Annotated in this window: 25 protein-coding genes; 19 read left to right on the top strand and 6 right to left on the bottom strand. The window is 58.4% G+C overall.

Features of this window, described 5'->3' with window-relative positions; translation table 11 throughout:
- The 4 genes from ACTQY1_RS02995 to ACTQY1_RS03010 are packed head-to-tail and all read left to right on the top strand — an operon-like array spanning position 1 to position 3,128.
- Positions 1-762, top strand: a complete 762-nt coding sequence (locus tag ACTQY1_RS02995) for a TPM domain-containing protein (RefSeq protein ID WP_022488111.1) — start codon at positions 1-3, stop codon at positions 760-762.
- A 12-nt stretch (positions 763-774) separates the two neighbouring features.
- Positions 775-1,770 carry a hypothetical protein gene (locus ACTQY1_RS03000; RefSeq protein WP_288310121.1) on the top strand — a complete coding sequence of 332 codons (996 nt, stop codon included), beginning with the start codon at positions 775-777 and terminating at the stop codon, positions 1,768-1,770.
- A gap of 14 nt (positions 1,771-1,784) precedes the next feature.
- Positions 1,785-2,585, top strand: coding sequence for a hypothetical protein (locus ACTQY1_RS03005; RefSeq protein WP_022488109.1), 801 nt, complete (start codon positions 1,785-1,787; stop codon positions 2,583-2,585).
- 27 nt (positions 2,586-2,612) lie between these two features.
- The gene (locus ACTQY1_RS03010) at positions 2,613-3,128 is read left to right on the top strand and encodes a hypothetical protein (protein WP_022488108.1); all 516 of its coding nucleotides are present in this window, start codon (positions 2,613-2,615) and stop codon (positions 3,126-3,128) included.
- Here the strand turns inward: ACTQY1_RS03010 and ACTQY1_RS03015 are convergent.
- Positions 3,125-4,264, bottom strand: a complete 1,140-nt coding sequence (locus ACTQY1_RS03015) for a hypothetical protein (RefSeq protein WP_441373777.1) — start codon at positions 4,262-4,264, stop codon at positions 3,125-3,127. The genes ACTQY1_RS03010 and ACTQY1_RS03015 overlap by 4 nt on opposite strands.
- A 150-nt stretch (positions 4,265-4,414) precedes the next feature.
- Here ACTQY1_RS03015 and ACTQY1_RS03020 point away from each other — a divergent pair, with 150 nt between their 5' ends.
- The 15 genes from ACTQY1_RS03020 to ACTQY1_RS03090 all read left to right on the top strand — a co-directional run bounded on the left by ACTQY1_RS03020 (position 4,415) and on the right by ACTQY1_RS03090 (position 16,303).
- Positions 4,415-5,032, top strand: coding sequence for an Asp23/Gls24 family envelope stress response protein (locus ACTQY1_RS03020; RefSeq protein ID WP_288310117.1), 618 nt, complete (start codon positions 4,415-4,417; stop codon positions 5,030-5,032).
- Positions 5,029-5,550 (top strand): alkaline shock response membrane anchor protein AmaP, encoded by a 522-nt coding sequence (gene amaP / locus ACTQY1_RS03025; RefSeq protein WP_022487770.1) that lies wholly within the window; start codon positions 5,029-5,031, stop codon positions 5,548-5,550. Before ACTQY1_RS03020 ends, amaP begins: the two co-directional genes overlap by 4 nt.
- 13 nt (positions 5,551-5,563) lie before the next feature.
- The gene (locus ACTQY1_RS03030) at positions 5,564-5,788 is read left to right on the top strand and encodes a DUF2273 domain-containing protein (RefSeq protein WP_012938222.1); all 225 of its coding nucleotides are present in this window, start codon (positions 5,564-5,566) and stop codon (positions 5,786-5,788) included.
- Between the two features lie 18 nt (positions 5,789-5,806).
- The gene (gene nusB / locus ACTQY1_RS03035) at positions 5,807-6,226 is read left to right on the top strand and encodes a transcription antitermination factor NusB (protein WP_022487771.1); all 420 of its coding nucleotides are present in this window, start codon (positions 5,807-5,809) and stop codon (positions 6,224-6,226) included.
- Positions 6,216-7,175, top strand: coding sequence for a Kae1-like domain-containing protein (locus ACTQY1_RS03040; RefSeq protein WP_022487772.1), 960 nt, complete (start codon positions 6,216-6,218; stop codon positions 7,173-7,175). The genes nusB and ACTQY1_RS03040 overlap by 11 nt, the downstream gene beginning before the upstream one ends.
- On the top strand, positions 7,172-8,386 hold the full coding sequence (xseA, locus tag ACTQY1_RS03045) for an exodeoxyribonuclease VII large subunit (protein WP_441373778.1): 1,215 nt from the start codon (positions 7,172-7,174) through the stop codon (positions 8,384-8,386). Before ACTQY1_RS03040 ends, xseA begins: the two co-directional genes overlap by 4 nt.
- The gene (gene xseB, locus ACTQY1_RS03050; protein ID WP_022487774.1) at positions 8,386-8,631 is read left to right on the top strand and encodes an exodeoxyribonuclease VII small subunit; all 246 of its coding nucleotides are present in this window, start codon (positions 8,386-8,388) and stop codon (positions 8,629-8,631) included. The genes xseA and xseB overlap by 1 nt, the downstream gene beginning before the upstream one ends.
- Complete coding sequence (locus ACTQY1_RS03055) at positions 8,631-9,506, top strand: polyprenyl synthetase family protein (RefSeq protein ID WP_022487775.1); 876 nt, start codon at positions 8,631-8,633, stop codon at positions 9,504-9,506. Before xseB ends, ACTQY1_RS03055 begins: the two co-directional genes overlap by 1 nt.
- A 22-nt stretch (positions 9,507-9,528) precedes the next feature.
- A complete protein-coding gene (gene dxs, locus ACTQY1_RS03060; RefSeq protein ID WP_441373779.1) occupies positions 9,529-11,412 on the top strand; it encodes a 1-deoxy-D-xylulose-5-phosphate synthase in 1,884 nt (627 codons plus the stop codon).
- A complete protein-coding gene (locus ACTQY1_RS03065; protein ID WP_022487777.1) occupies positions 11,409-12,212 on the top strand; it encodes a TlyA family RNA methyltransferase in 804 nt (267 codons plus the stop codon). Before dxs ends, ACTQY1_RS03065 begins: the two co-directional genes overlap by 4 nt.
- A 38-nt stretch (positions 12,213-12,250) precedes the next feature.
- Positions 12,251-13,129, top strand: a complete 879-nt coding sequence (locus ACTQY1_RS03070; RefSeq protein WP_154488163.1) for an NAD(+)/NADH kinase — start codon at positions 12,251-12,253, stop codon at positions 13,127-13,129.
- Between the two features lie 18 nt (positions 13,130-13,147).
- A complete protein-coding gene (gene argR / locus ACTQY1_RS03075) occupies positions 13,148-13,603 on the top strand; it encodes an arginine repressor (RefSeq protein WP_022487779.1) in 456 nt (151 codons plus the stop codon).
- A 1-nt stretch (position 13,604) separates the two neighbouring features.
- Positions 13,605-15,329 carry a DNA repair protein RecN gene (gene recN, locus ACTQY1_RS03080; RefSeq protein WP_288174666.1) on the top strand — a complete coding sequence of 575 codons (1,725 nt, stop codon included), beginning with the start codon at positions 13,605-13,607 and terminating at the stop codon, positions 15,327-15,329.
- Positions 15,310-15,867 carry an NUDIX domain-containing protein gene (locus ACTQY1_RS03085; RefSeq protein ID WP_154488161.1) on the top strand — a complete coding sequence of 186 codons (558 nt, stop codon included), beginning with the start codon at positions 15,310-15,312 and terminating at the stop codon, positions 15,865-15,867. The genes recN and ACTQY1_RS03085 overlap by 20 nt, the downstream gene beginning before the upstream one ends.
- Positions 15,868-16,042: 175 nt before the next feature.
- Positions 16,043-16,303 carry a stage V sporulation protein S gene (locus ACTQY1_RS03090; protein WP_012938234.1) on the top strand — a complete coding sequence of 87 codons (261 nt, stop codon included), beginning with the start codon at positions 16,043-16,045 and terminating at the stop codon, positions 16,301-16,303.
- Between the two features lie 49 nt (positions 16,304-16,352).
- Here the strand turns inward: ACTQY1_RS03090 and ACTQY1_RS03095 are convergent, their stop codons facing one another.
- The 5 genes from ACTQY1_RS03095 to ACTQY1_RS03115 all read right to left on the bottom strand — a co-directional run bounded on the left by ACTQY1_RS03095 (position 16,353) and on the right by ACTQY1_RS03115 (position 20,968).
- A complete protein-coding gene (locus ACTQY1_RS03095) occupies positions 16,353-17,324 on the bottom strand; it encodes an ABC transporter substrate-binding protein (RefSeq protein ID WP_022487782.1) in 972 nt (323 codons plus the stop codon).
- Positions 17,325-17,426: 102 nt separating this feature from the next.
- A complete protein-coding gene (locus ACTQY1_RS03100; protein WP_022487783.1) occupies positions 17,427-18,179 on the bottom strand; it encodes an ABC transporter ATP-binding protein in 753 nt (250 codons plus the stop codon).
- A complete protein-coding gene (locus ACTQY1_RS03105; protein WP_022487784.1) occupies positions 18,167-18,910 on the bottom strand; it encodes an ABC transporter permease in 744 nt (247 codons plus the stop codon). Before ACTQY1_RS03105 ends, ACTQY1_RS03100 begins: the two co-directional genes overlap by 13 nt.
- A complete protein-coding gene (locus ACTQY1_RS03110; RefSeq protein WP_022487785.1) occupies positions 18,900-19,175 on the bottom strand; it encodes a TM1266 family iron-only hydrogenase system putative regulator in 276 nt (91 codons plus the stop codon). Before ACTQY1_RS03110 ends, ACTQY1_RS03105 begins: the two co-directional genes overlap by 11 nt.
- A gap of 242 nt (positions 19,176-19,417) precedes the next feature.
- On the bottom strand, positions 19,418-20,968 hold the full coding sequence (locus ACTQY1_RS03115; RefSeq protein ID WP_022487786.1) for a tripartite tricarboxylate transporter permease: 1,551 nt from the start codon (positions 20,966-20,968) through the stop codon (positions 19,418-19,420).
- Positions 20,969-20,974: the final 6 nt, after the last annotated feature.

Raw genomic sequence — 20,974 nt, forward strand, 5'->3', positions numbered from 1 at the left:
ATGAAGAAGTTACTGCGCATCCTGGCACTCCTGGTGCTTCTGGTGGGCATGGCCGTTTCCGCATCGGCAGCCTCTGCCCTGGTGCTGGATCAGGCTGATCTCCTGCGGCCCCAGGAAGAGAAAGTCCTCCAGCAGTCCCTGGACCAGGTGAACCAGAAATATCAGGTACGGCTGGCGGTGGTCACGGTGAAAAGCACCGGAGGCGTAAAAACCGGAGAGTTCGCCAATGTACTGCTGGACAAGATCAAAGACAGCAGGCTCAAGGGGAATATGGTACTGCTCCTGTCCATGAAGGAACGGGACTGGTACATTTCCACCGACAACGGCATGCGGAAAATGATCACCGACAAAGCCGGCATCAAGGCCCTCAGCGGAAAATTCCTGCCGGCCCTGAAAAAGAACAACTATCCGAAAGCCTTCGGCCAGTTTGCCAAAGGGACGGATGAACTGCTGGCCTACTACCAGAAAGAAGGCAAACCCTATGATCCGGCCGACGCCTTCAATCCCCTGGCCCTGGCCATTGGGGCGGCGGTGTCCCTGGGCATCGGATTCCTGGTGCGCCGGATCCTCATCGGCCAGATGAACAATGTGATGCCGGCTCTGGAAGCCGGGGTCTATCTGGACCGGGACAGCTTCCAGCTGGAAGAAAATGCGGACAACTACCTGTACATGACGGTCCATCGTAAGCCGAAGAAGAGCCGCGAAAACGCCAAGGCCGACAGTACCGATGAGGATCATGGGGGCGGCGGCGGAAAGTTCTGAAAAGGAGGAGCCATGGAAAGAAAGGACATTTGGAGGCCGCTGGCCTGTCTGTGCCTCATGGCTTTTCTTACTGGTCTGCCGGTCCTGGCAGGAGCTTCCAGCGGAGAAGGAATCTATGGCCGGGAACTGGACACCCTGTATGATATGATCCAGGGAGGCAGAGACCCTGACTCTTATGGAGAGGACCGGGAGGACCTGGTGGCTGTCTGGGAGGGAATCCGGGAACTGTCCCCGGCCCAGGGGCTGGAACAGGTGAAGTACCAGCTGCTGGACTGCAACGGGAACGGGGAGCCGGAACTGCTGACGGGCCAGGACAACAGGATCACCAACCTGTTCACCCTCCGGGAGGGCCGGCCCCACCGGGTGTTCAGCGGCTGGTACCGGGACGCCTGGTATTATCTGGGAAACGGGCGGTTCCTGAACCAGGGAGCCGGAGGCGCGGGGCTTTCCATCCTGGGCGAGTACCATCTCGACGGGGACGGGAACCTGGTGTGCGAAAGCTGTACCTTCACCAACTGGGACCCGGTTGAGGAGAAGGAGGAAGTGTACTGGAACAACCATGGAGTCCCGGACAGAGCCCTGTCGAAGAAACAGGCCATGACACCGGGGCAGTTCTTCGAACTTCAGAAAGAACGGATGGGCAAGGTGGAAACGCTGTCCTGGCAGTCCCTGGCCTGGTGGGGCAAAGGGAGCGTGGAATTTTCCCTGATTCAGCCCGGCGAGTTCAGAGAACCCCTGCTGGCGGTGATTCCCAGAGAGACCCTGGAAGATGTGCACCTGCTCACCCTCCAGGTGGCAGAGGTCAGTGACAGCGGTCAGGTGACCTGGCAGGTGGAAACGGATGAACCATTGGGGAACCTGGAACCGGGTACCCGATACAACTACCCCATAAATCTGGAAGGGACGGCCCGGGCCACCGGCCTGTCCTATTACGACCGGAAGGGGTATCATCGGAAGATCCTCCAGCTCAGCGGAGAAGACGGCAGCCTGGTGGTGCGGGAGGAATAGGGAGGTGACAGTTGATGAAACGGATCGGTAAATTATGGACGGACCTGATACGGGCTCTGCTGCTGTGTCTGGTCCTGGTTCTGGGGTTGACGGCCGGGGGTTTTGCTGCTCCCCGGAAAACCGTCCTGGTCCACAATGTACAGGAAATGATGGAGGCCCTGGATGACCATACGGAAGTCATCCTGGCACCAGGCCGCTACAACCTGTCCACCTGGCTGGCCAGCACCGCTGCGGAGCAGGTGATCCACAGATTCCCATGGAATCCCCTCAGCCCTCCAGGCTTGTATATGGCCTATGAGGACCTGGAGCTGGCCGGATTCCAGGATCTCACCATCCGGGGCCAGGATACGGAGAAGATCACGGCAGAAATCGTAACAGAGGATCCCTATACTCCGGTGCTGCATTTCCGGAACTGTCAGAACTTCCGGCTGGCCCATCTCCGGGTCGGCCATTCCCTGCAGGCTGGCCGCTGCAGCGGAGCCGTACTGAAACTGGATCTGGTGCAGGACGCAAGGCTGGAAAATCTGGACCTGTACGGGTGCGGGACCTATGGGTACGAAGCCCTGGGCTGTGAAAGCGTTACCCTCCGGGACAGTGTGATCCGCAGCTGCACCTATGGCCTGATCAATGCCATCGAGTGCAGGGATATGAAGATCATCCAGACCCTGTTCAAAGACACCAGCACCAATCTCCCCCTTTTCGCCGTGGCCCAGTCCCGGCTGGAACTGATCGACTGTACCTTCAAGAATGTCCAGGGAAGGATCAATGATATGGACCTGGCAGGAGGAACCGTGAGCCAGATGGTTGAAAGGTAAAGAGAGCCGAAGAAGGGAGGGGGAACAATGGATGGATCCATTAAAAAACGTGCCGCCTGGGGACTGCTCGTTCTGTTGTTGGGAGCAGCTCCGGCTCTGGCCTGTGAACGGGACCTTCCCCACAGACATGAGTGGCCCGGCGGTGTCTCTGAACCCCGGCCCCTGGCCCCCGGTGCTCTTCGGTACCAGCTCCAGATCCTTCTGGCCAACCGGGAACAGTGGGACCGGGTCCCCAGATGGGAGGGCATGGTGAACCTTGCGGTGCTGGATATGGACTGGAACGGGCAGCTGGAAATCCTGGTCAATGCCGAAGGAGAGGGCAGGGAACAGGGCTATGAGGTACAGCCAGAGACCGGGAAACTGAAGAAAATCCCCGAACAGCAGTTGTACAGATCCCTGAACAATCTCCTGAGAGCTCCGGCCTGGTTCACCATCATGCCGGAAAAGCGGCAGGACTGGCTGCAAAAAGACCCCGCCCAGGTCATCCATATGCTGCGGGACAGCTATGAGAACTATGCGGGGCTCAAAGAAGGGTTTGGTTAAAAATACGCTGTCACGCTGGTCCCCAGGACCCACTCCCGGAAATCCCGGGTGAAGGGTCCTGTTTTTTTGTTCTGGAGCCGGAATCCTTCCAGGGCCCAGACCAGGCCGGGGACTACCACATAATCCATCCGGATGCCCCAGCCCCGAAACCCCTGACGCTGGAAAAATCCCGTATCCCCGTCCATGGTATGGTACAGGATGCTGGACTGGGGCTGGTCATAGTACCGGAGCCAGGTTTCCCAGGTGCCGCCCTTCCGTTCATCCAGTTCCCCATAGGTCACCGCAGCCACAAAGCCGGTTTTCTTTTCCTGGTATCCATCCTGTCCATGGGAGCCTTTGGACCCCAGCAGTTCCAGGTCGAAGAGCCATCGGTCCCGGGGCTGGTATTCCAAACGAGTGGTCCAGATCTGCTGCCGGTCAAAGCCTTTGCCGCTGGATTCCGGTTCCAGACCAAAAGCCTGGAGAGCGGGCAGGCTGGCAGGCTGGTCCTGGCGGTTGCGGAAATCCAGGAAGGCGGACCGGAAGTTCAGTTTTCGCCATTGTTTTTCTCCCTGGATGAACCAGCCGGTTTTCCGATGGAGGTTGTCGTCTCCGGTGGTCTGGCCCGCAAACAATGTGGTCCGTCCGGCGGGGTCCGTCTTTTTCCCAAAGCTGGTGCGGATCCCGTCCACCCGTTTGTCGATCACGTTCCCATCCATGAGATACAGGTTGAACCGGCCCAGCTCCCATTTGGTGTGGTCATTTTCGTGCTGGAGATAAGCACGAGAGAGGGAGGGGTGATGGTCCTGGGTATGGTCCTTGTCGTTCCGTTTGTCTTCGATCATGAATTTCAGCTGGGTCTCCTGGCTGGTGTGGACCACCGGGAACAGCCGCAGCCGCCGCTGGAGCAGGAATACATCCTGGTCCCTCCGGGGCCAGCGGCTTTTTTTCAGGTTGGCGGGGGTCCGGGCGGCAAACCGGCCTTTGCCGTAGAGATATCGGTAGTCTCCGTGGAGCTCCAGCCAGGGGGCTGTCCGCTTTTCCTCCTGTTCGGGAGGGTCAGCCTGGGAAGGGTCCACCGGGGCCCCTTCTCCCAAAGCTCCAGGCAGAGCCAGGCAGAACAGCAAAAAGAACCAGAAGGGGGAAGTCATGGCCATCACCTGCTTTCTGTCGTTTCTTATATCATACTATATGTAAGGTGAAGAGTGAAGAGCGCAGAGTGCAGAGCCCTGCCCTACCCACTTTTGCCTGTATATGGTATAATATACTGATTAAATTGTATAAACTTGCGTTTGAGGAGACAGCCTATGAACGACGAACAAGAAAAACAGCAGGCGCAGTTGGAAAACAGTCCCGATGCGGACGATATGGGTGCCATCAAGGTGGCTGACGAGGTCCTGAGCATTGTGGCCGGGCTGGCGGCCTCGGAGGTGAACGGGGTATACGGCATGAGCGGCGGCATCCGGGAAGGGCTGACGGACATGCTGGGGAAACAGAATTTTTCCAAAGGCATCAAGGTCTATACGGAAGGCCACACCGTCCGGGTGGAGGTCCATGTGATCATCACCTACGGATTCAATATCCCCGATGTGGCCATCAAGCTCCAGGAAAAGGTGAAGGAAGCCGTGGAAAACATGACCGGCTACGAAGTCACAGGAGTGGATGTCCACGTGGAAGGCGTCAAGAAGAAAAAAGAAAAGGATTTCAGCGGCAGGGACGATACGGACGAACTGGTGAAGAAATGGGAAGAGGAACCGGCTGACAGACCGTCCCTGCCGGAAGGCGCCTTTGCCGGGGAAGAAACTTCGGAAAACAGGGAATCGGTGGAAGCACAGCCAGAAGCAAAGGAAGCTCCAGAACCGGTCCGGCCGCCGGAAGGAGAATCTGACCCCAAAGGCCAGGAAACGTCGGGGGGAGAAGCATGAGCATATTCGATCGGATCATTTTGACCATGTACACCATCATCATGGCAGCAGTGGCGGTGCTGATTGTCATTGTCAGCGTCAACGGCATCCCGGTCCATGATCTTACAGAGTTTGCCGCCCGGGTCCCCGGACGCTGGGAATACACCATCGGCGGGGTGGTGATTTTCCTGGTGAGCCTCCGGCTGCTGTTTGCCAGCTGGAGCCGGGGCGGCAGCAACGACCTGACCTTTGACAACGACCGGGAAGGGAAGATCCATGTAAGCCAGCGGGCCATGGAAGACTACATTTCCGGGTTCACCAATGATGTATACGGGGTGTTCGGCGCCAAATGCCGGGTAAAGCTGCTGAAGGACAACCAGCTCAGCGTCCGGATCAACGCTTCCATCGAGCCTGGGATCAACATCCCGGACACCACCGACGAAGTGAAGCGGACGGTGAAAAAGAACATCATGAACGTGGTGGGCGTGGAAGTGGCGGAAGTGTCCGTGTACTTCAAGCACATCAAGGCCAAGGAATAGGCGGTGGAAGACCATGTGGCAGGAAATTTTACGCAAACTGTTTGAAACCAGCCGGTGGCGGATCATAGGCGCTTCGGTGGGCCTGGTGGTGGGCATCCTGTTCCTTCTCCTGGGCTTTTTCCGGGCGGTGTTCCTGCTGTTTTGCATCGGCCTGGGTTTTTACATCGGTTACAAAATGGATGCAGGGGAAGATCTGGTGGATCTGCTGGACAACCTGCTGCCTCCGTACCATAAATAAAAGGAGTTTACCAATCATATGAGCAGAAGAGAAGCACGTACCATTGCAATGAGAAGCCTGTTTGCCCTGGAATTCTCTCCGGAACAGTCTCCGGAAGAAACGGTGAAGACCATGGCGGAGGAAGAAGACATCCAGGATACCCGGAAAAAGGACCTGGCCTATGCCCTGGAACTGGTGAACGGGGTCCGGGAAAACCGGGAAGCCCTGGACGGGGAACTGAACGGCCTGGACGCCAAATGGACCCTGAAGCGGATGAACGGCATCGACCGGAACCTGCTGCGGATTGCATCCTGGGAAATGTTCTGCAGCCCGGAACCGGTGCCTCCGGCAGTGGCCATCAATGAGGCCGTGGAACTGGCCAAAATCTACGGAGGGGATGATTCTCCCGCCTTCATCAACGGCCTTTTGGGGAGCCTGGTGAAGAAGCATGGCCGCTGAGGAAGCGGTCCTGGGGCTGGATACCAGCTGCTACACCACTTCGGCGGCGCTCATGGACCGGCAGGGGAACCTGATGGGAGACCAGCGGCGGCTTTTGACGGTGAAACCGGGTCGCCGGGGCCTGGCCCAGTCGGAAATGGTCTACCAGCATACCCGGAATCTGCCGGATCTGCTGGAAGCCCTGGAACTGGACGGCCGCCGGATTGCGGCCATCGGCGTCAGCGCCAAACCCCGGCCCCGGGAAGATTCCTACATGCCCGCCTTTCTGGTGGGACTGGGGATGGCCCGGAGCCTGGGAAAGGTGCTGGGTGTGCCGGTCCATTTTTTTACCCATCAGCACAATCACATGTATGCCGGTCTCTGGTCCGTGGGGAAAACGGCCCCGGACCGGTTCCTTTTGGTCCACATCTCCGGCGGCACCACGGACCTCCTCCTGTGTGAGCGCCAGGAGGACGGGGAATTCACTCTGGAACCCCGGGGCACCAGCATCGACCTCCACGCCGGCCAGTTCATCGACCGGGTGGGGGTGGCTCTGGGCCTGGCCTTTCCCGCCGGAGCCCGGCTGGAGAAACTGGGAGAGACCGCAGCGGAACCCCATCCTCTGAAGGTATGGAGCCAGGAGGGGGAATTGTCCCTGTCCGGGCCCTGCACCCAGGCTCTCCGGGCCATTGACCAGGGGGCGGATCCGGCTTCCCTGGCCCTGGGGGTGGAACAGGCCATCGGCAAAGCCCTGGCCCGGACCATCGGCTGGGTGTGCCAGAAGGAAGCCCTTTCCCAGGTGCTCCTGGTGGGAGGGGTCAGCGCCAACAAAGAAATTCGCCATCAGCTGGAAGCTTTCCTCAGCCGGCGGCAGATCGGCCTGTGGGCCCCGGATCCCCGGTACAGCGTGGACGGTGCCGTGGGCAATGCCTGGGCCGCCGTACTCCGGGAAAGGCAGGAGGAACCATGATCGTTGGAAAAATCTATACGGTGTCGGAAGTGACCCGGATCGTCAAGGGGCTGTTCCGGAAGGAACCGGAATTCGCCAACCTCCAGATCCAGGGGGAAGTGTCCAACTTCCGCCAGTATCCTTCCGGTCACTGTTATTTTAATTTAAAAGACGGCAAGACCCTGCTGAAAGCCGTTATGTTCGCCGGTGCGGCCCGGCGCCTGAAGCAGCTGCCCAAAAACGGGGACCAGGTGCTGGGGGTGGGCCGGATCGACCTGTATGAACGGGACGGGGTCTATCAGTTCTACGTGGACATGATGATGCCCCTGGGAGCCGGGAACCTGATGATCGCCTATGAGCAGCTGAAGGAAAAACTCACCGCCGAAGGGCTCTTCGACCCCGGCCGGAAGCGTCCCCTGCCTGCCTATCCCAAAGTGGTGGGCATCGTCACATCTTCTGCCGGGGCAGCGGTCCGGGACATCATCAACGTGGCCGGCCGCCGGGATCCTTCCGTAAAGCTCCGGCTGTATCCCGTAAAGGTCCAGGGCACGGAAGCCCCTCCGGAAATCATCCGGGGGATCCGGTTCTTCAACCGGCACAAACTGGCGGACGTGCTGATCGTAGGCCGGGGCGGGGGTTCCATGGAAGACCTGTGGGCCTTTAACGATGAGGGTATGGTCAGGGCCATCGCCGCTTCGGAAATCCCGGTGATTTCTGCCGTGGGTCACGAAATCGACTTTACCCTCAGCGATTTTGCGGCAGACCTCCGGGCTCCCACTCCCTCTGCAGCCGCGGAACTGGCAGTGCCGGAACGGAGCGGGGACCGGGAAAATCTGGCCAAGCTGGTGCGCCGGCTGGAACGGACCATGGAAACCCGGCTCCAGGACAGCACCCGGGCTCTGGAACAGCTCCAGGGAGAATGGGTGTTCCTCCATCCGGAACGGCTGTGGGAAAATGCCGGCCAGACCCTGGACAGCCTGAGCCAGCGGCTGGAACAGGCCGGGGACCGGCTGCTGGAAAACCGGCAGCAGAAACTGGAAGTGATTACCGCCAAGCTGGGGGCCCTGGATCCCTATGGGGTGCTCCGGCGGGGTTATACCATAACAGAAAATGCACAGGGAAAGGTGGTCCGGCAGGCGTCGGATCTCCGGCCCGGTGATACCCTGGTGACCCGGTTCGCTCAGGGAGCGGCAGTCTCCCAGGTGGAAACGGTCAAGGAAGGAAAAGCATAATGCCCAGAAAGAAAGCAGAAACGGTTTCCTTTGAAGAGGGCCTGAAACGGCTGGAAACCATTGTGGAAAAGCTGGAAAGCGGGGAACTGTCCCTGGATGAGACAGTGGCTCTCTATAAAGAAGGTATGGAACTGAGCCGGAATTGTGCGGCCCAGCTGAAAAAAGTCCAGCAGGACGTGAAAAAAATCGTGGAAACCAGCCAGGATGATTTTGCCCTGGCCCTGTTTCCGGAGGAGAAGGAATAATGGAACTGCGCAGTTATTTACGGAGCCGTGGGGCTCTGGTCAACGGATATCTCCAGGTGCGCCTGGGAGTGGGGAGCATTTCCCCGGTGGACAAGGCCATGATGTATTCTGTGGCGGCCGGGGGCAAGCGGCTCCGGCCCATCCTGCTCATGGCGGCAGCAGATGCGGTGGGGGCCAACGGTACGGATTTTGTGGCGGTGGCTGCAGGACTGGAAATGATCCATACCTATTCTCTGATCCACGACGACCTGCCTTCCATGGACAATGACGATTACCGCCGGGGCCGCCTCACCAACCACAAGGTGTTCGGGGATGCCATGGCCCTTTTGGCCGGAGATGGCCTGCTGACCCAGGCTTTTGAAGTGATGCTGGAACAGCGGGGAGTGGATCCCAAGGTGCTCCTGGAGGTGGTCCGTCTGGTGGCAAAATGCGCCGGCCCTACCGGCATGGTAGGCGGCCAGGCTCTGGACATTACCTCTGAAGACCAGCAGCTGACCCTGGAACAGATGAAGAAGCTCCACGAAGCCAAGACCGGGGCCATGTTCGTGGCTGCGGTCCGGGGCGGCGCCATGCTGGGGGGGGCGGATCCGGACACCCTCCGGACCATGACCCATTTTGCCGCTCTCTTCGGTCTGGCCTTCCAGATCACTGACGACATCCTGGATGTGGAAGGGGATGCCAAGGTTATGGGCAAACCGGCCCACAGCGACGAAAAACTCCACAAATCCACCTATGTGTCTCTGTTCGGTCTGGAAAAAGCCAAAGAAATGGCCGCCCAGACCCTGAAAGAAGCGGAAGAGACCCTGGCGCCCCTGGGCGAAAAGGCCCAGCCCCTGGTGGAAATCACCCGCTATCTGTACAACCGGAAGAAATAAGGACGGGGGAGGACGGACCCTTATGAAACTCTTGCCAACCATACATGCACCGTCGGACCTGAAAAAAATCCCCGATGCCCAGCTGCCGGAACTGTGCCAGGAAATCCGGGAGGAGATCCTGGAAGTGACCAGCCGGAACGGAGGGCATCTGGCCCCCAACCTGGGAGTGGTGGAACTGACCGTCGCCCTGCATAAGGTGTTTTCCATGCCTCGGGACAAGATCGTCTGGGATGTGGGCCATCAGTCCTATGTCCACAAACTGCTGACCGGCCGGCTGGACAAATTCCCCACTCTCCGGCAGTACGGCGGCCTCTGCGGCTTCCCCAAACGGACGGAAAGCGAATATGACTGCTTCGGCACCGGCCACTCCAGCACCTCCATTTCGGCGGCTCTGGGAATCGCCTGTGCCCGGGACCTGGCCGGGGACGACTACAATGTGATTGCCGTCATCGGGGACGGAGCCCTTACCGGCGGGGAAGCCATGGAAGGGCTGAACAACGCCGGGGATCTCCACAAGAAGCTGATCGTGGTCCTCAATGACAACGAAATGTCCATTTCCAAAAACGTGGGGGCCCTGTCTTCCTATCTTACGGAACTCCGGACGGATCCCACCTATTCCCGGGTGAAAACGGAAGTGGAAAACTTCCTGAAAGGGCTGCCTTCCATCGGCAGCAGTGTGGCCCGGGCGGTGGGCCGTCTCAAGGACAGCTTCAAGTACTTCTTTGTGCCCGGGATGCTCTTCGAAGACTTCGGCTTTAAATACCTGGGACCGGTGGACGGCCACGACCTGACTGCCCTGATGGAAACCTTTGAAAAGGCCAAGCAGCTGGATGAGCCGGTGTTCATCCATGTGCTCACCACCAAGGGGAAAGGGTACAAACCGGCGGAAGAGCGGCCCAACGCTTTCCATGGCACCGGCCCCTTCGACATTGCCACCGGGAAGAAATTCTCCAATCCCCAGGCTCCTGCCACCTATACCAAAGTGTTCAGCGATGCCCTGGTGGAACTGGGAGAGAAGAACCGGAAAGTGGTGGCCATTACCGCCGCCATGCCGGAAGGCACCGGCCTGGACGTATTTGGGAAATATTACCCGGACCGGTTCTTTGACGTGGGCATTGCGGAACAGCATGCAGTGACCATGGGCGCCGGGCTGGCGGCCAACGGGTACCATCCTCTGGTGGCCCTGTATTCCACCTTTGCCCAACGGGCCTTTGACCAGCTGCTCCACGATGTGGCCATGCAGAACCTGCCTTTTACCCTGTGCCTGGACCGGGCCGGGCTGGTGGGGGACGACGGCAGCACCCATCACGGGGCCTATGACCTGTCCTACCTGCGGCTAATGCCCAATATGGTGATGATGGTCCCGGGGGACGAAAACGAGCTCCGGCACATGCTGAAAACCTCTCTGGAATACAACGGGCCTTCCGTGCTCAGGTATCCCCGGGGGTCCGGGCTGGGAGTGCCCCTGGATCCGGAAATCCACACCCTGCCCATGGGGAAGAGCCGGCGGCTCCGGGAAGGAAATCAGATTGACCTGTGGGCGGTGGGGACCATGGTGGATACAGCCCGGAAAGTGGCGGATATCCTGGAAAAACAGGGCCTTTCCGCCGGGGTGGTGAACGCCCGGTTCGTAAAGCCCCTGGACAAAGAAGCCCTGGAAGAAGCCAGCCATCAGGTAAAGCTGCTGGTGACCCTGGAAGAGAACTCCCTGGCGGGAGGCTTCGGAGAAGGGGTGCTGGATGCCCTGAACCGGTTGGGCCGGCTGAAAGACTGCCGGGTGCTGAACCTGGGGATCCCGGATCTGTACGTGCCCCACGGGAAACGGGAACGGCTGCTCCAGGATTTGAAACTGGATCCGGAAGGGGCGGCAGATGTGATTGCCAAAGCCTGGAAAGAGGAACTATGAAAAAAGAACGTTTGGATGTGTTTTTAACGGAACAGGGATTCTTTGAATCCCGGAGCAAGGCCCAGGCGGTGATCATGGCCGGGGAAGTGCTGGTGAACGACCAGAAAATCGACAAGCCCGGCACCATGGTGAAGCCCGATGCCAAGATCACCCTGCTGGGGAAAAAGATGCCCTTTGTGAGCCGGGGCGGCTACAAACTGGACAAATCCCTGAAGGTGTTCCCCATTTCCCTGGAAGGGAAGGTGGTGGCGGACCTGGGAGCCTCCACCGGAGGCTTTACGGACTGTGCCCTCCAGCACGGAGCCAGCAAGGTCTATGCCATCGACGTGGGCTATGGCCAATTGGCCTGGAAGCTCCGGCAGGATCCCCGGGTGGTGAACATGGAACGGACCAATGTCCGGTTCCTGGAAGCGGATTCCCTGGGGGAACTGGTGGATGTGTTCACCATTGATGTGGCCTTCATTTCCCTGGACAAGGTGCTGCCCAGTGCCTACAAGATCCTGAAGCCCGACGGCTTCGGCATCGCCCTGATCAAGCCCCAGTTCGAGGCGGGACGGGAGAAAGTGGGGAAAAAAGGCGTGGTCCGGGATCCGGCGGTGCACCTGGAAGTCATCGAAAAGGTGATCGCCCAGGCCCGGGAACTGGGCTTTGCGGCCCGGGGACTGGATTTTTCGCCCATCCGGGGACCGGAAGGGAACATTGAATACCTGTTCTACATGGGGAAAGAAGGGGAAGACACCGTAACACCGGAACGGATCCGGGAAGTGGTGGCAGCTTCCCATGAGACCCTGGAAAAATAAAAAGAACCAGGAGAAATGGAGAAATGAGGGGTGGCACAATGGAAAAAAGACTGCGGCTGGGGGTGTTCCCCAATCTGCCCAAAGAGAAGGTCCGGGCCCTGTTGCCCAAGCTGGTGGAATTCTGCAAGGCGGAAGAGATCCCGGTGGTGTTCCCCCGGGAAATCGCCGAAAGCTACGGAGTACCCGGCTATGACCAGGAAGACCCGGCCAGTCTGTCCCAGCTTTCCATGGCTCTGACCCTGGGGGGAGACGGGACCATCCTCCGGGCTGCTCGGTACGTGACCCAGCTGAACATCCCCCTGCTGGGGGTGAACATGGGGAAACTGGGATTCCTGACGGAAGTGGGGGCTCCGGATCTGTACAAGGCCCTGCTGAAGGTAAAGGCGGGAGAATACATCCTGGAAAAACGGAACATGCTCCAGCTTACGGTATGGCAGGGAGAGAAGATGATCTGCAAGGCCCATGCCCTCAACGACATGGTGCTGGAAAGCGGGGACCGGTCCCGGCTTACCCGGCTGAGTCTGAAGATCGACGGGGAACCTACCGCCAACGCCCCTTCCGATGGGCTGATCATTGCCACCGCCACCGGGTCTACGGCCTATTCCCTTTCGGCAGGGGGACCGGTGGTCCATCCCAGCCTGAAGGCCAGCATCATCACCCCCATCTGCCCTCATGCCCTCCATGCCCGTCCTCTGGTGATCCCCATGGAGCATGCCATTGAAATCGCCCCCCGTCCTCCTTACGAAACCATCCTGATTTCCGCGGACGGGATGACGGTAAGCCATCTGGCCTGGAACCAGCGGGCCCTGATCGAAAAAAGTCCCTGTGATGCCCGGTTCGTGCGCATCAATCCCCTGTCCTACTATGCGACCTGGCAGGACAGGATGCTGAAAAATGAAGGTCAGACCATTCTTTAGGAGGCAAGCGGAAAGACCATGAAAATATCCAGACAGGAAGCCATTAAAGACATCATCAAGAACCAGCAGATCGAAACCCAGAGTGATCTTGCAGAAGCTCTGAAGAAGGCTGGCTTCAACGTGACCCAGGCCACCGTGTCCCGGGACATCAAAGAAATGATGCTGATCAAGATCCCCGATGAGGACGGACGGTACAAATATTCCTTCCCTTCGGAAAACAGCAAGATCCTGACCACGGAACGGCTGGAGGACACCCTCCGGGGCTACACCCTTACCATCAGTTCCGCCGAGAACCTGATCGTCCTCCATACCCTGCCGGGCACTGCCCAGGCTGTGGCCTATGCCCTGGACCATCTCAGCTGGAAGGAACTGCTGGGGACCGTAGGGGGCGATGATACGGTGCTCCTGATCGTGGATTCCAAGGACCATGTGGAGACGGTGAAGCAGCGGCTCATGGTCAAGAAAGGACGCTGACATGCTGAATTCCTTGGAAGTGCACAATTTTGCCCTGATCGACCATCTGCGGGTGGACTTTACCCCGGGGTTCAATGTGTTCACCGGGGAAACCGGCGCCGGGAAATCCATCCTGATCGACGCCTTCAGCATTGTACTGGGCAGCCGGGCCAGCGGGGACTACCTGCGGAAAGGGGCGGATTCCTACTGGATCCAGGCGGTGTTCGACATCGAGGGGCTGGAAAATGTCCATGACATCCTCCGGGAATTGGATCTGGATCTGGGGGAAGACACCCTGTTCCTCCGCCGGAAGGTCACTGCCGGGGGCAAGAGCCAGGCCTTTGTAAACGAGCGGCAGGTGCCGGTGTACGTGCTCACCCGTCTGGCCAGCCAGCTGGTGGACATCCACGGTCAGCACGAGAACCAGACCCTGCTGGCCCCCGGGGCGGCTCTCACCATCCTGGACCACCTGGAACCAGGGCTCCAGACCCTGTTGGAAAAATACCAGGAAAAATTCGTGGCCTATGACAAAGCCAGGGAAACGGTGAAAAAGTGGCTGCTGAAGGATGCCCACCAGACCGAAGACCTGGAGCGGCTGGAAGCAGAAATCAAGGAAATTGACGAAGCCCATATCCAGCCGGGAGAAGATGATCAGCTCCGGGAAACGGTCCGGAAGCTGAGCAACCAGGAAAAAATCCTCCAGGCAGTGGGGGAAGCCCATCACTACCTGGAAGGGGGCGAAGACAGCGGCCCCAGTGCCCTGGATGCCATCAACACCGCCCGGACCACTCTGGAAGGGGTGCTGGACTATGCGCCTGAGCTGAAACCCTATGCGGAAAGTATGGATTCTGCCTGGGAAACCCTGGAAGACGTGCGCCAGTCCCTGGGGGACATTCTGGCGGCGGATCATGATGACCGGGATACCCTGGAAGCGGCCCAGGAACGGCTGGACCTGCTGTACCGGCTGAAGCAGAAATTCGGAGGCAGCCTGGAAGAGGTACTGGCCTACCGGGACAAGGCCCAGGCGGAATATGAAGGGCTCCTGTCCCTGGAATCCACCCTGGCCCGGCTCCGGAAACAGGAAGCCATCCTGAAGGCAGAAATGCAGACGGAAGCGGACAAACTCACGGCCGCCCGGAAGAAAGCCGCTGCCGGCCTGGTGAAGGCCCTGCTGCCCCATATCCGGGACCTGGCCATGCCTGAAGGCCGGGTGGATCTTCAGTTTACCCGGCTGCCCGAATGCCACGGCCGGGGCCAGGACAGCATCCAGTTCCTGTTTTCCGCCAATGCGGGGATGGATCTGAAGCCTCTGGGCCGGATCGCTTCCGGCGGTGAACTGTCCCGGTTCGCCCTGGCTCTCAAGACGGTGATGATGAAGAAGTTCGGGGTGCCCACCATGATCTTCGACGAAATCGACACCGGGGTGGGGGGCGTTACCGCCCAGAAAATGGCGGAAAAAATGGCCCTCATCGCCCGGGAGCGGCAAGTGCTGTGCATCACCCACCTGGCCCAGATCGCCTGCTTCGCCGACCATCAGCTGTACATCCATAAAAGCGCGGAAAAAGGCAGCACCATCAGCCAGGTGGATGTGCTGGATCCGGAAGGACGGATCCAGGAGATCATGCGTATGACCGGCGGCACCAATACCTCCCGTTCTGCCCGGGAAAATGCCAAGGAACTGTTGGCTATGGCCGCCAAATTCAAAGAAACGAAGGAGTCTGACATTCATGAAAACCCTACACGATGATCGGCTGGATGAAAAACAGCTTTCTACCCGGACCGCCTTTGAAGGCCGTCTGCTCCATCTCTATGTGGACCAGGTGAAACTGCCCAACGGCAATGATTCCACCCGGGAATACATCCTCCACCAGGGAGCCGTGGGGATCCTGCCGGTAATGGAAGACGGCAGCATGGTGTTTGTAAAGCAGTTCCGGTATCCTGTCCATTCGGTGATCTACGAGATCCCGGCGGGCAAACTGGAAAAAGGGGAAGAAATCCTCCCCAGCGCCCAGCGGGAACTGTCCGAAGAAACTGGTCTTACCGCCGATCACTGGACCCGGATGACTTCTATTGTCACTACCCCCGGATTCACCAACGAAACCATCCATCTGTTCCTGGCCACCGGTCTCCACCAGGGAAAGATGCATCCCGATGCCGATGAATTCCTCCAGGTGGAAGTGATTCCGGAAGAAAAAGTTAAACAGATGGTCATGTCAGAAGACATTTTTGATGCAAAAACCCTGTCAGCGCTTCTACTGTACTTCCTGAAAAAAGAAGCCTGTTAAAAATTCATGTAATAAATTTGTAAAATCAAAAAAATGTGTAACAAATTTCCTAAAGTATGTTATAATATCCATAAATTGATTTTTGGGAAACGATTCACTCATTGCAACACTGATTGGAGTACTGCGTATTGAACATTTTCCAAACATCACAAAAAATGATGAGGGGGAACCGAACATGGATGTACTAAAGGTTTCGACAAAATCCAATCCGAATTCTGTAGCAGGTGCGTTAGCAGGTGTATTGAGAGAAAACGGTAAAGCTGAAATCCAGGCCATTGGGGCTGGTGCCCTGAACCAGGCAGTGAAAGCCATCGCCATTGCCCGGGGGTTTGTGGCTCCTCATGGTATGGATCTGGTATGTGTTCCCGCGTTCATTGATATCAACATCGACGGTGAAGAACGGACCGCCATCAAATTGCTGGTGGAACCTCGCTGAAAGTAAAAAAAAGAAGCTGTTGCAGCTGGCAACAGCTTCTTTTTTTTACTTACTTTACAAACAACGCATCCACATCCACTTTCTTTTCCATCATCCCGGAGGCAACCAGGAAATCCTGGGTCTTCTTCAGGGAGGCGATGGCTTCGGGGGTAATGGTCATGCTGAAATCATAGAGGGGAGCCATTTCCTTTACGGCTTCCGGTTTCAGTTCCGTGGCTTTGGCGGTCATTTCCAGGGCCTTGTCCGGATTCTTCTTCATGAAGTCCAGGGTTTCCTTCTGGACGGCCAGGAAAGTATCCACCAGGTCCTTGTGTTCCTTGTAGAACTTGCCGCTGACTGCGGTAACCGTCAGGCCGGATACCAGCCCTTCTCCGGTGGTGACCACGTGCATGCCCTTCTTTTCCACATTGTAGGCCAGAGGACCGGCCAGGAGAGCACAGTCAGCACTGCCGTTTTCCAGGGCGGAAGCGGCGGCAGGAAGGCCCATGGAAACGAACTTCACATCGTTCATGGAAAGCCCGGCCTGCTGGAGATAAGCGGCCAGCAGTTCGTGGAGGATGGTGCCCTTGGGCCCGGCAATGGTCTTGCCCTTCAGGTCAGCGGCACTTTGGATGCTGCCGTCCTTGGAGAACAGCTTGAAGGCCTTGGGAGCCTGGGAGTACAGGCTGATGATCTTGATGTCGTTGCCGTTGGCAGCGCTGAGGAGCACGGAAGAACCGCCCACACAGTTCAGGAACTGGATGTCCCCGCTGGCCAGGGCAGCCGTCTGATCCGCTCCGGAAGTGATGGTGGAGTAGGAGGCGGTGATGTTCTTTTCCTTGAACTTCTTCTCAAAGCTCTGGTTGGCCTTTTCCACAATGGAAGGGATGTTCAGGGGTGCCTGGACATAGGTGATGCTCACCTTGTCCATTTTGGGAGCCGCCTTCTGGGCGGATTTGCCGCTGCCGCACCCGGCAGCCAGGGCTCCCACTGCCACCAGACAGCAGGCAAGAGCAACAGAGAGTTTTTTCTTCAATGACATTTGTAACAGATCCTTTCGTCTCAGGGGATATCCGCCCTCGACAAGGGCGGGGGACCAGCCGTCAGGCTGGTGGTGGGTTAGCCGCTTCAGCGGCGTTTCTCTTCAAAGGAACCGGCTGGAGCAGGTTCCTTCTTTCAGTCGTTGACCGTTTAACGGGCCGCTGCCGGGCTGCAGCAGCCCCTCCAGCAGCTTTTTTTTCGCTTCGATCAGCCCCGGGGAAAGCAGGTCCCGTTGGCCCGGGGGCAGGTACTGTTCCTGGGCAATCCGGCCTTCTTTCAAGATCAGAAGCCGGTCCCCCAGGGTCAGGGCCTCGTCCACATTGTGGGTCACCAGCACCACTCCCATGGAAAGCTTTTCCACCATGGACCGGAGTTCCTGCTGGAGCTGGCCCCGGGTAAAGTAATCCAGGGCCGCAAAGGGTTCGTCCATGAGGATCAGGCTGCTGTGCATGGCCAGGGTCCGGGCCAGGGAGGCCCGCTGCTGCATGCCTCCGGACAGCTGGGCCGGGTACTGGCCCGCTGCATCCGTCAGCTGGACCAGGTCCAGCCAGTGGTCCGTTTCTCCCGGGTCCGCCCCTTTGGGCAGTCCCAGGGCGATGTTTTCCCGGCAGGTGAGCCAGGGGAACAGCCGGGCCTCCTGGAACATCATGCCCAGTTTCAGCCCGGCCGGTTTTTCCACAGTGCCGGCATCCGGCGTTTCCAGCCCCGCCAGGATGCGCAGCAGGGTGGTCTTCCCGCAGCCGCTTTTCCCCAGGATCACCGTACATTCCCGGAGCGAAAGAGCCAGGGAAAGGTCCCGGAGCACCACCCGGGCACCATAGGTTTTGGTAATATGGTCCAGCTTCAGCGCATCCAACGGAGCAGCCTCCTTTCCACTGCCGCAAAGATCCCATCCAGCAAAAGGCCCAGGGCTCCGATGGTCAGGATGCCGATGAACACTTTGTCGCTGCGGCTCATGGCCTGGGCGTCCAGGATCAGATACCCCAGTCCGCTGTCGGCAGCTATCATTTCCGCCCCGATAATGGCCCGGAGGCTGTAGCCCATGCCCACCCGGAGTCCGGTGAGGATCCCGGGCAGGGCCGCTGGCAGCCGGATCTTCCACAGGGCCTTCCAGGGAGAGAACCCCAGCATTTGGCCCACTTCCAGCAGCTTCCGGTCACACCGGCGGAACCCGTCGTCCATGTTCAGGTACATGGGGAAGAAGGAAGCCAGCACGATGATGATGGTCTTGGGCAGTTCCCCGATGCCGAACCAGAGGATCAGCAGGGGAATCAGGGACAGGGGCGGTACATGGCGGAACACTTCCAGGAGCCCTCCGTAGCAGGCCCGGAGCCGGGGAAACAGCAGGTTCAGGCTGGCCAGAAGGCAGCTGGCCAGAAAGGCCCAGAAGAACCCGGTAAGGATCCGCCGGAGGCTGATCAGGATGTGCCGGACCAGCTCCCCGTTCCGGACCATGTGGAGAAAGGTGTCCCACACCTGGCCGGGAGAGGGGAGGATGTAGCTGCTCCAGATCCCTTCTGCCGATGCCCAGGCCCACAGCAGGAACACCAGCACAAAGGGCAGGACCAACCGGATCTTACCCTTCATGGTTCTCGTGGCCGGAAGTGACCTTGGCATAGGCTGTCTTGGAGGACACCCCCGGCAGCTTCCCGATCCGGCCGGACAGGTTGCTGATAATGTCCTGAGGGGCATCCACCACCACGCTGATGATGTGGATGTTCCGGGCATGGTAGGGAATCCCCATCCGCCCGATTACATAGGGACCAAAGTCATGAAGGATGGAGTTCAGGTCCTCCACCGCATCCGGATCCTCTACAATGATTCCCAAAATCGCCACACGGGTTTCTTCCATAAAAAGACCTCCTCACATACCCATTATCCGCCCTTTTCAAGGGCGGGGGACCAGCCGTCAGGCTGGTGGTGGGTTAGCAGCCGCAGGCTGCGTTTCCATTTACTGGAACCCGCTGCCGGGTTCCTTCCTTTTACCGTTGAGAATTGACAGGGGGTGCTGCAGCGCAGCACCCCCTTTAATCCGTCCGTCTTCCATCGCAAGGGGTCTTTTGATGTGAGAAGGCACTTGTTCCATTCCGTTTATTATTTTTTGTCTGCTTCGTCTATTTCCTTGTCTTCTGCCGCCAGGGCCGCTTCGTCCGCTTTCTTTTCCTTCTTGAAGAACTTCATCACAAAGGGAGAGAGCAGGGACAGCAGGCACAGGGCCAGCAGGATCTTGCAGATGTTGGTGGACAGCAGGATGCTGGTATCCCCGCCGGAAAGGCTCAGGCTCCGGCGCAGTCCTTTTTCGCCCAAAGGCCCCAAAATCAGAGCCAGCACAACCGCAGCGGTGTTCATGTTGCATTTCCGCATGAGATACCCGATGACCCCGAACACAAACATCACCTTCACATCAAAGGCACTGTTGTTGATGGCAAAAGAACCCACCACGCACAGCACGAAGATGCTGGGAATCAGGATGGCATCGGACACCCGGGCAATCTTGGCGAACAGACGGCAGCCCAAAAGGCCGATCAGCAGCATGAAGAACTGGATGACCACGAATCCGCCAAAGAAAGTATACGTCATGGGAGCATACTTTGTAAAGAGTTCCGGTCCCGGCTGGAGCCCGTGGATGATCAGCCCGCCCATAAGCACGGCGGTAACGCTTTCCCCGGGAATCCCCAGAGTCAGTGTGGGAATCAGGGAACCGCCGGTTACTGCGTTGTTGGCCGCTTCCGACCCGGCAATCCCTTCAATGGAGCCCTTGCCGAATTCTTCCGGATGTTTGGAGAACCGTTTGGCTTCGTTGTAGCCTAAAAAACAGGCAATGGAAGCCCCGGCTCCGGGCAGGATGCCGATGATGTTCCCGATGATCCAGCTCCGGAGCACCGTGGGGGTGATCTGTTTCATTTCCTTCAGGGTCAGCATGATCCGGTCACTGAACTTGGCGGCTTTGGCCCGTTTCACAATGGCTTTTTCCGCCAGGATAAAGGCCTGGCTCATGGAAAAGAGACCAATCAGGGCACAGGTGATGTTGATGCCGTTATAGAGAGAATCCTGGCCGAACATGAACCGTTCTACCCCCTGCATGGGGTCCATGCCGATGGTGGAGAGAACCAGCCCGAAGGCCCCGGACATGAGCCCCAGGATCATGGAATCCGTGTTGATCCCGGCGATGATGGTGAGGCCGAAGAGGCTCAGCCAGAAGTATTCCGGACTGCCGAATTCCATGGCCAGTTTGGCCAGCATGGGAGCAAAGAAATACAAGGAAATGCAGCTTAACAGTCCGCCCCAGAAAGAAGCGATACAGGCAGTGGCCAGGGCTTTCCCGGCCTTGCCCTTTAAAGTCATGGCATACCCGTCGATGGCTGTGGCCGCCGATGCCGGTGTACCGGGGGTGTGGATCAGGATGGCGGAAATGGAGCCCCCGAAAATGGCCCCGCAGTAGATGCCTCCCAGCATGATCAGCCCGGCGGAAGGTTCCATCCCAAAGGTCAGGGGCAGCAGCAGGGCCACCCCCATGGCCGCCGAAAGCCCGGGCATGCACCCGATGACGATCCCCATGGTCACGCTGGCGATCATAATGACGATATTTATAGGCGAAAGGGCGTTGATGAACCCCATGGCCATCAATGCGTATTGATTTTCCATTCTTTC

This window comes from Acidaminococcus sp. HCP3S3_G9_1 (genome assembly GCF_052122455.1).
GTDB lineage: Bacteria > Bacillota > Negativicutes > Acidaminococcales > Acidaminococcaceae > Acidaminococcus.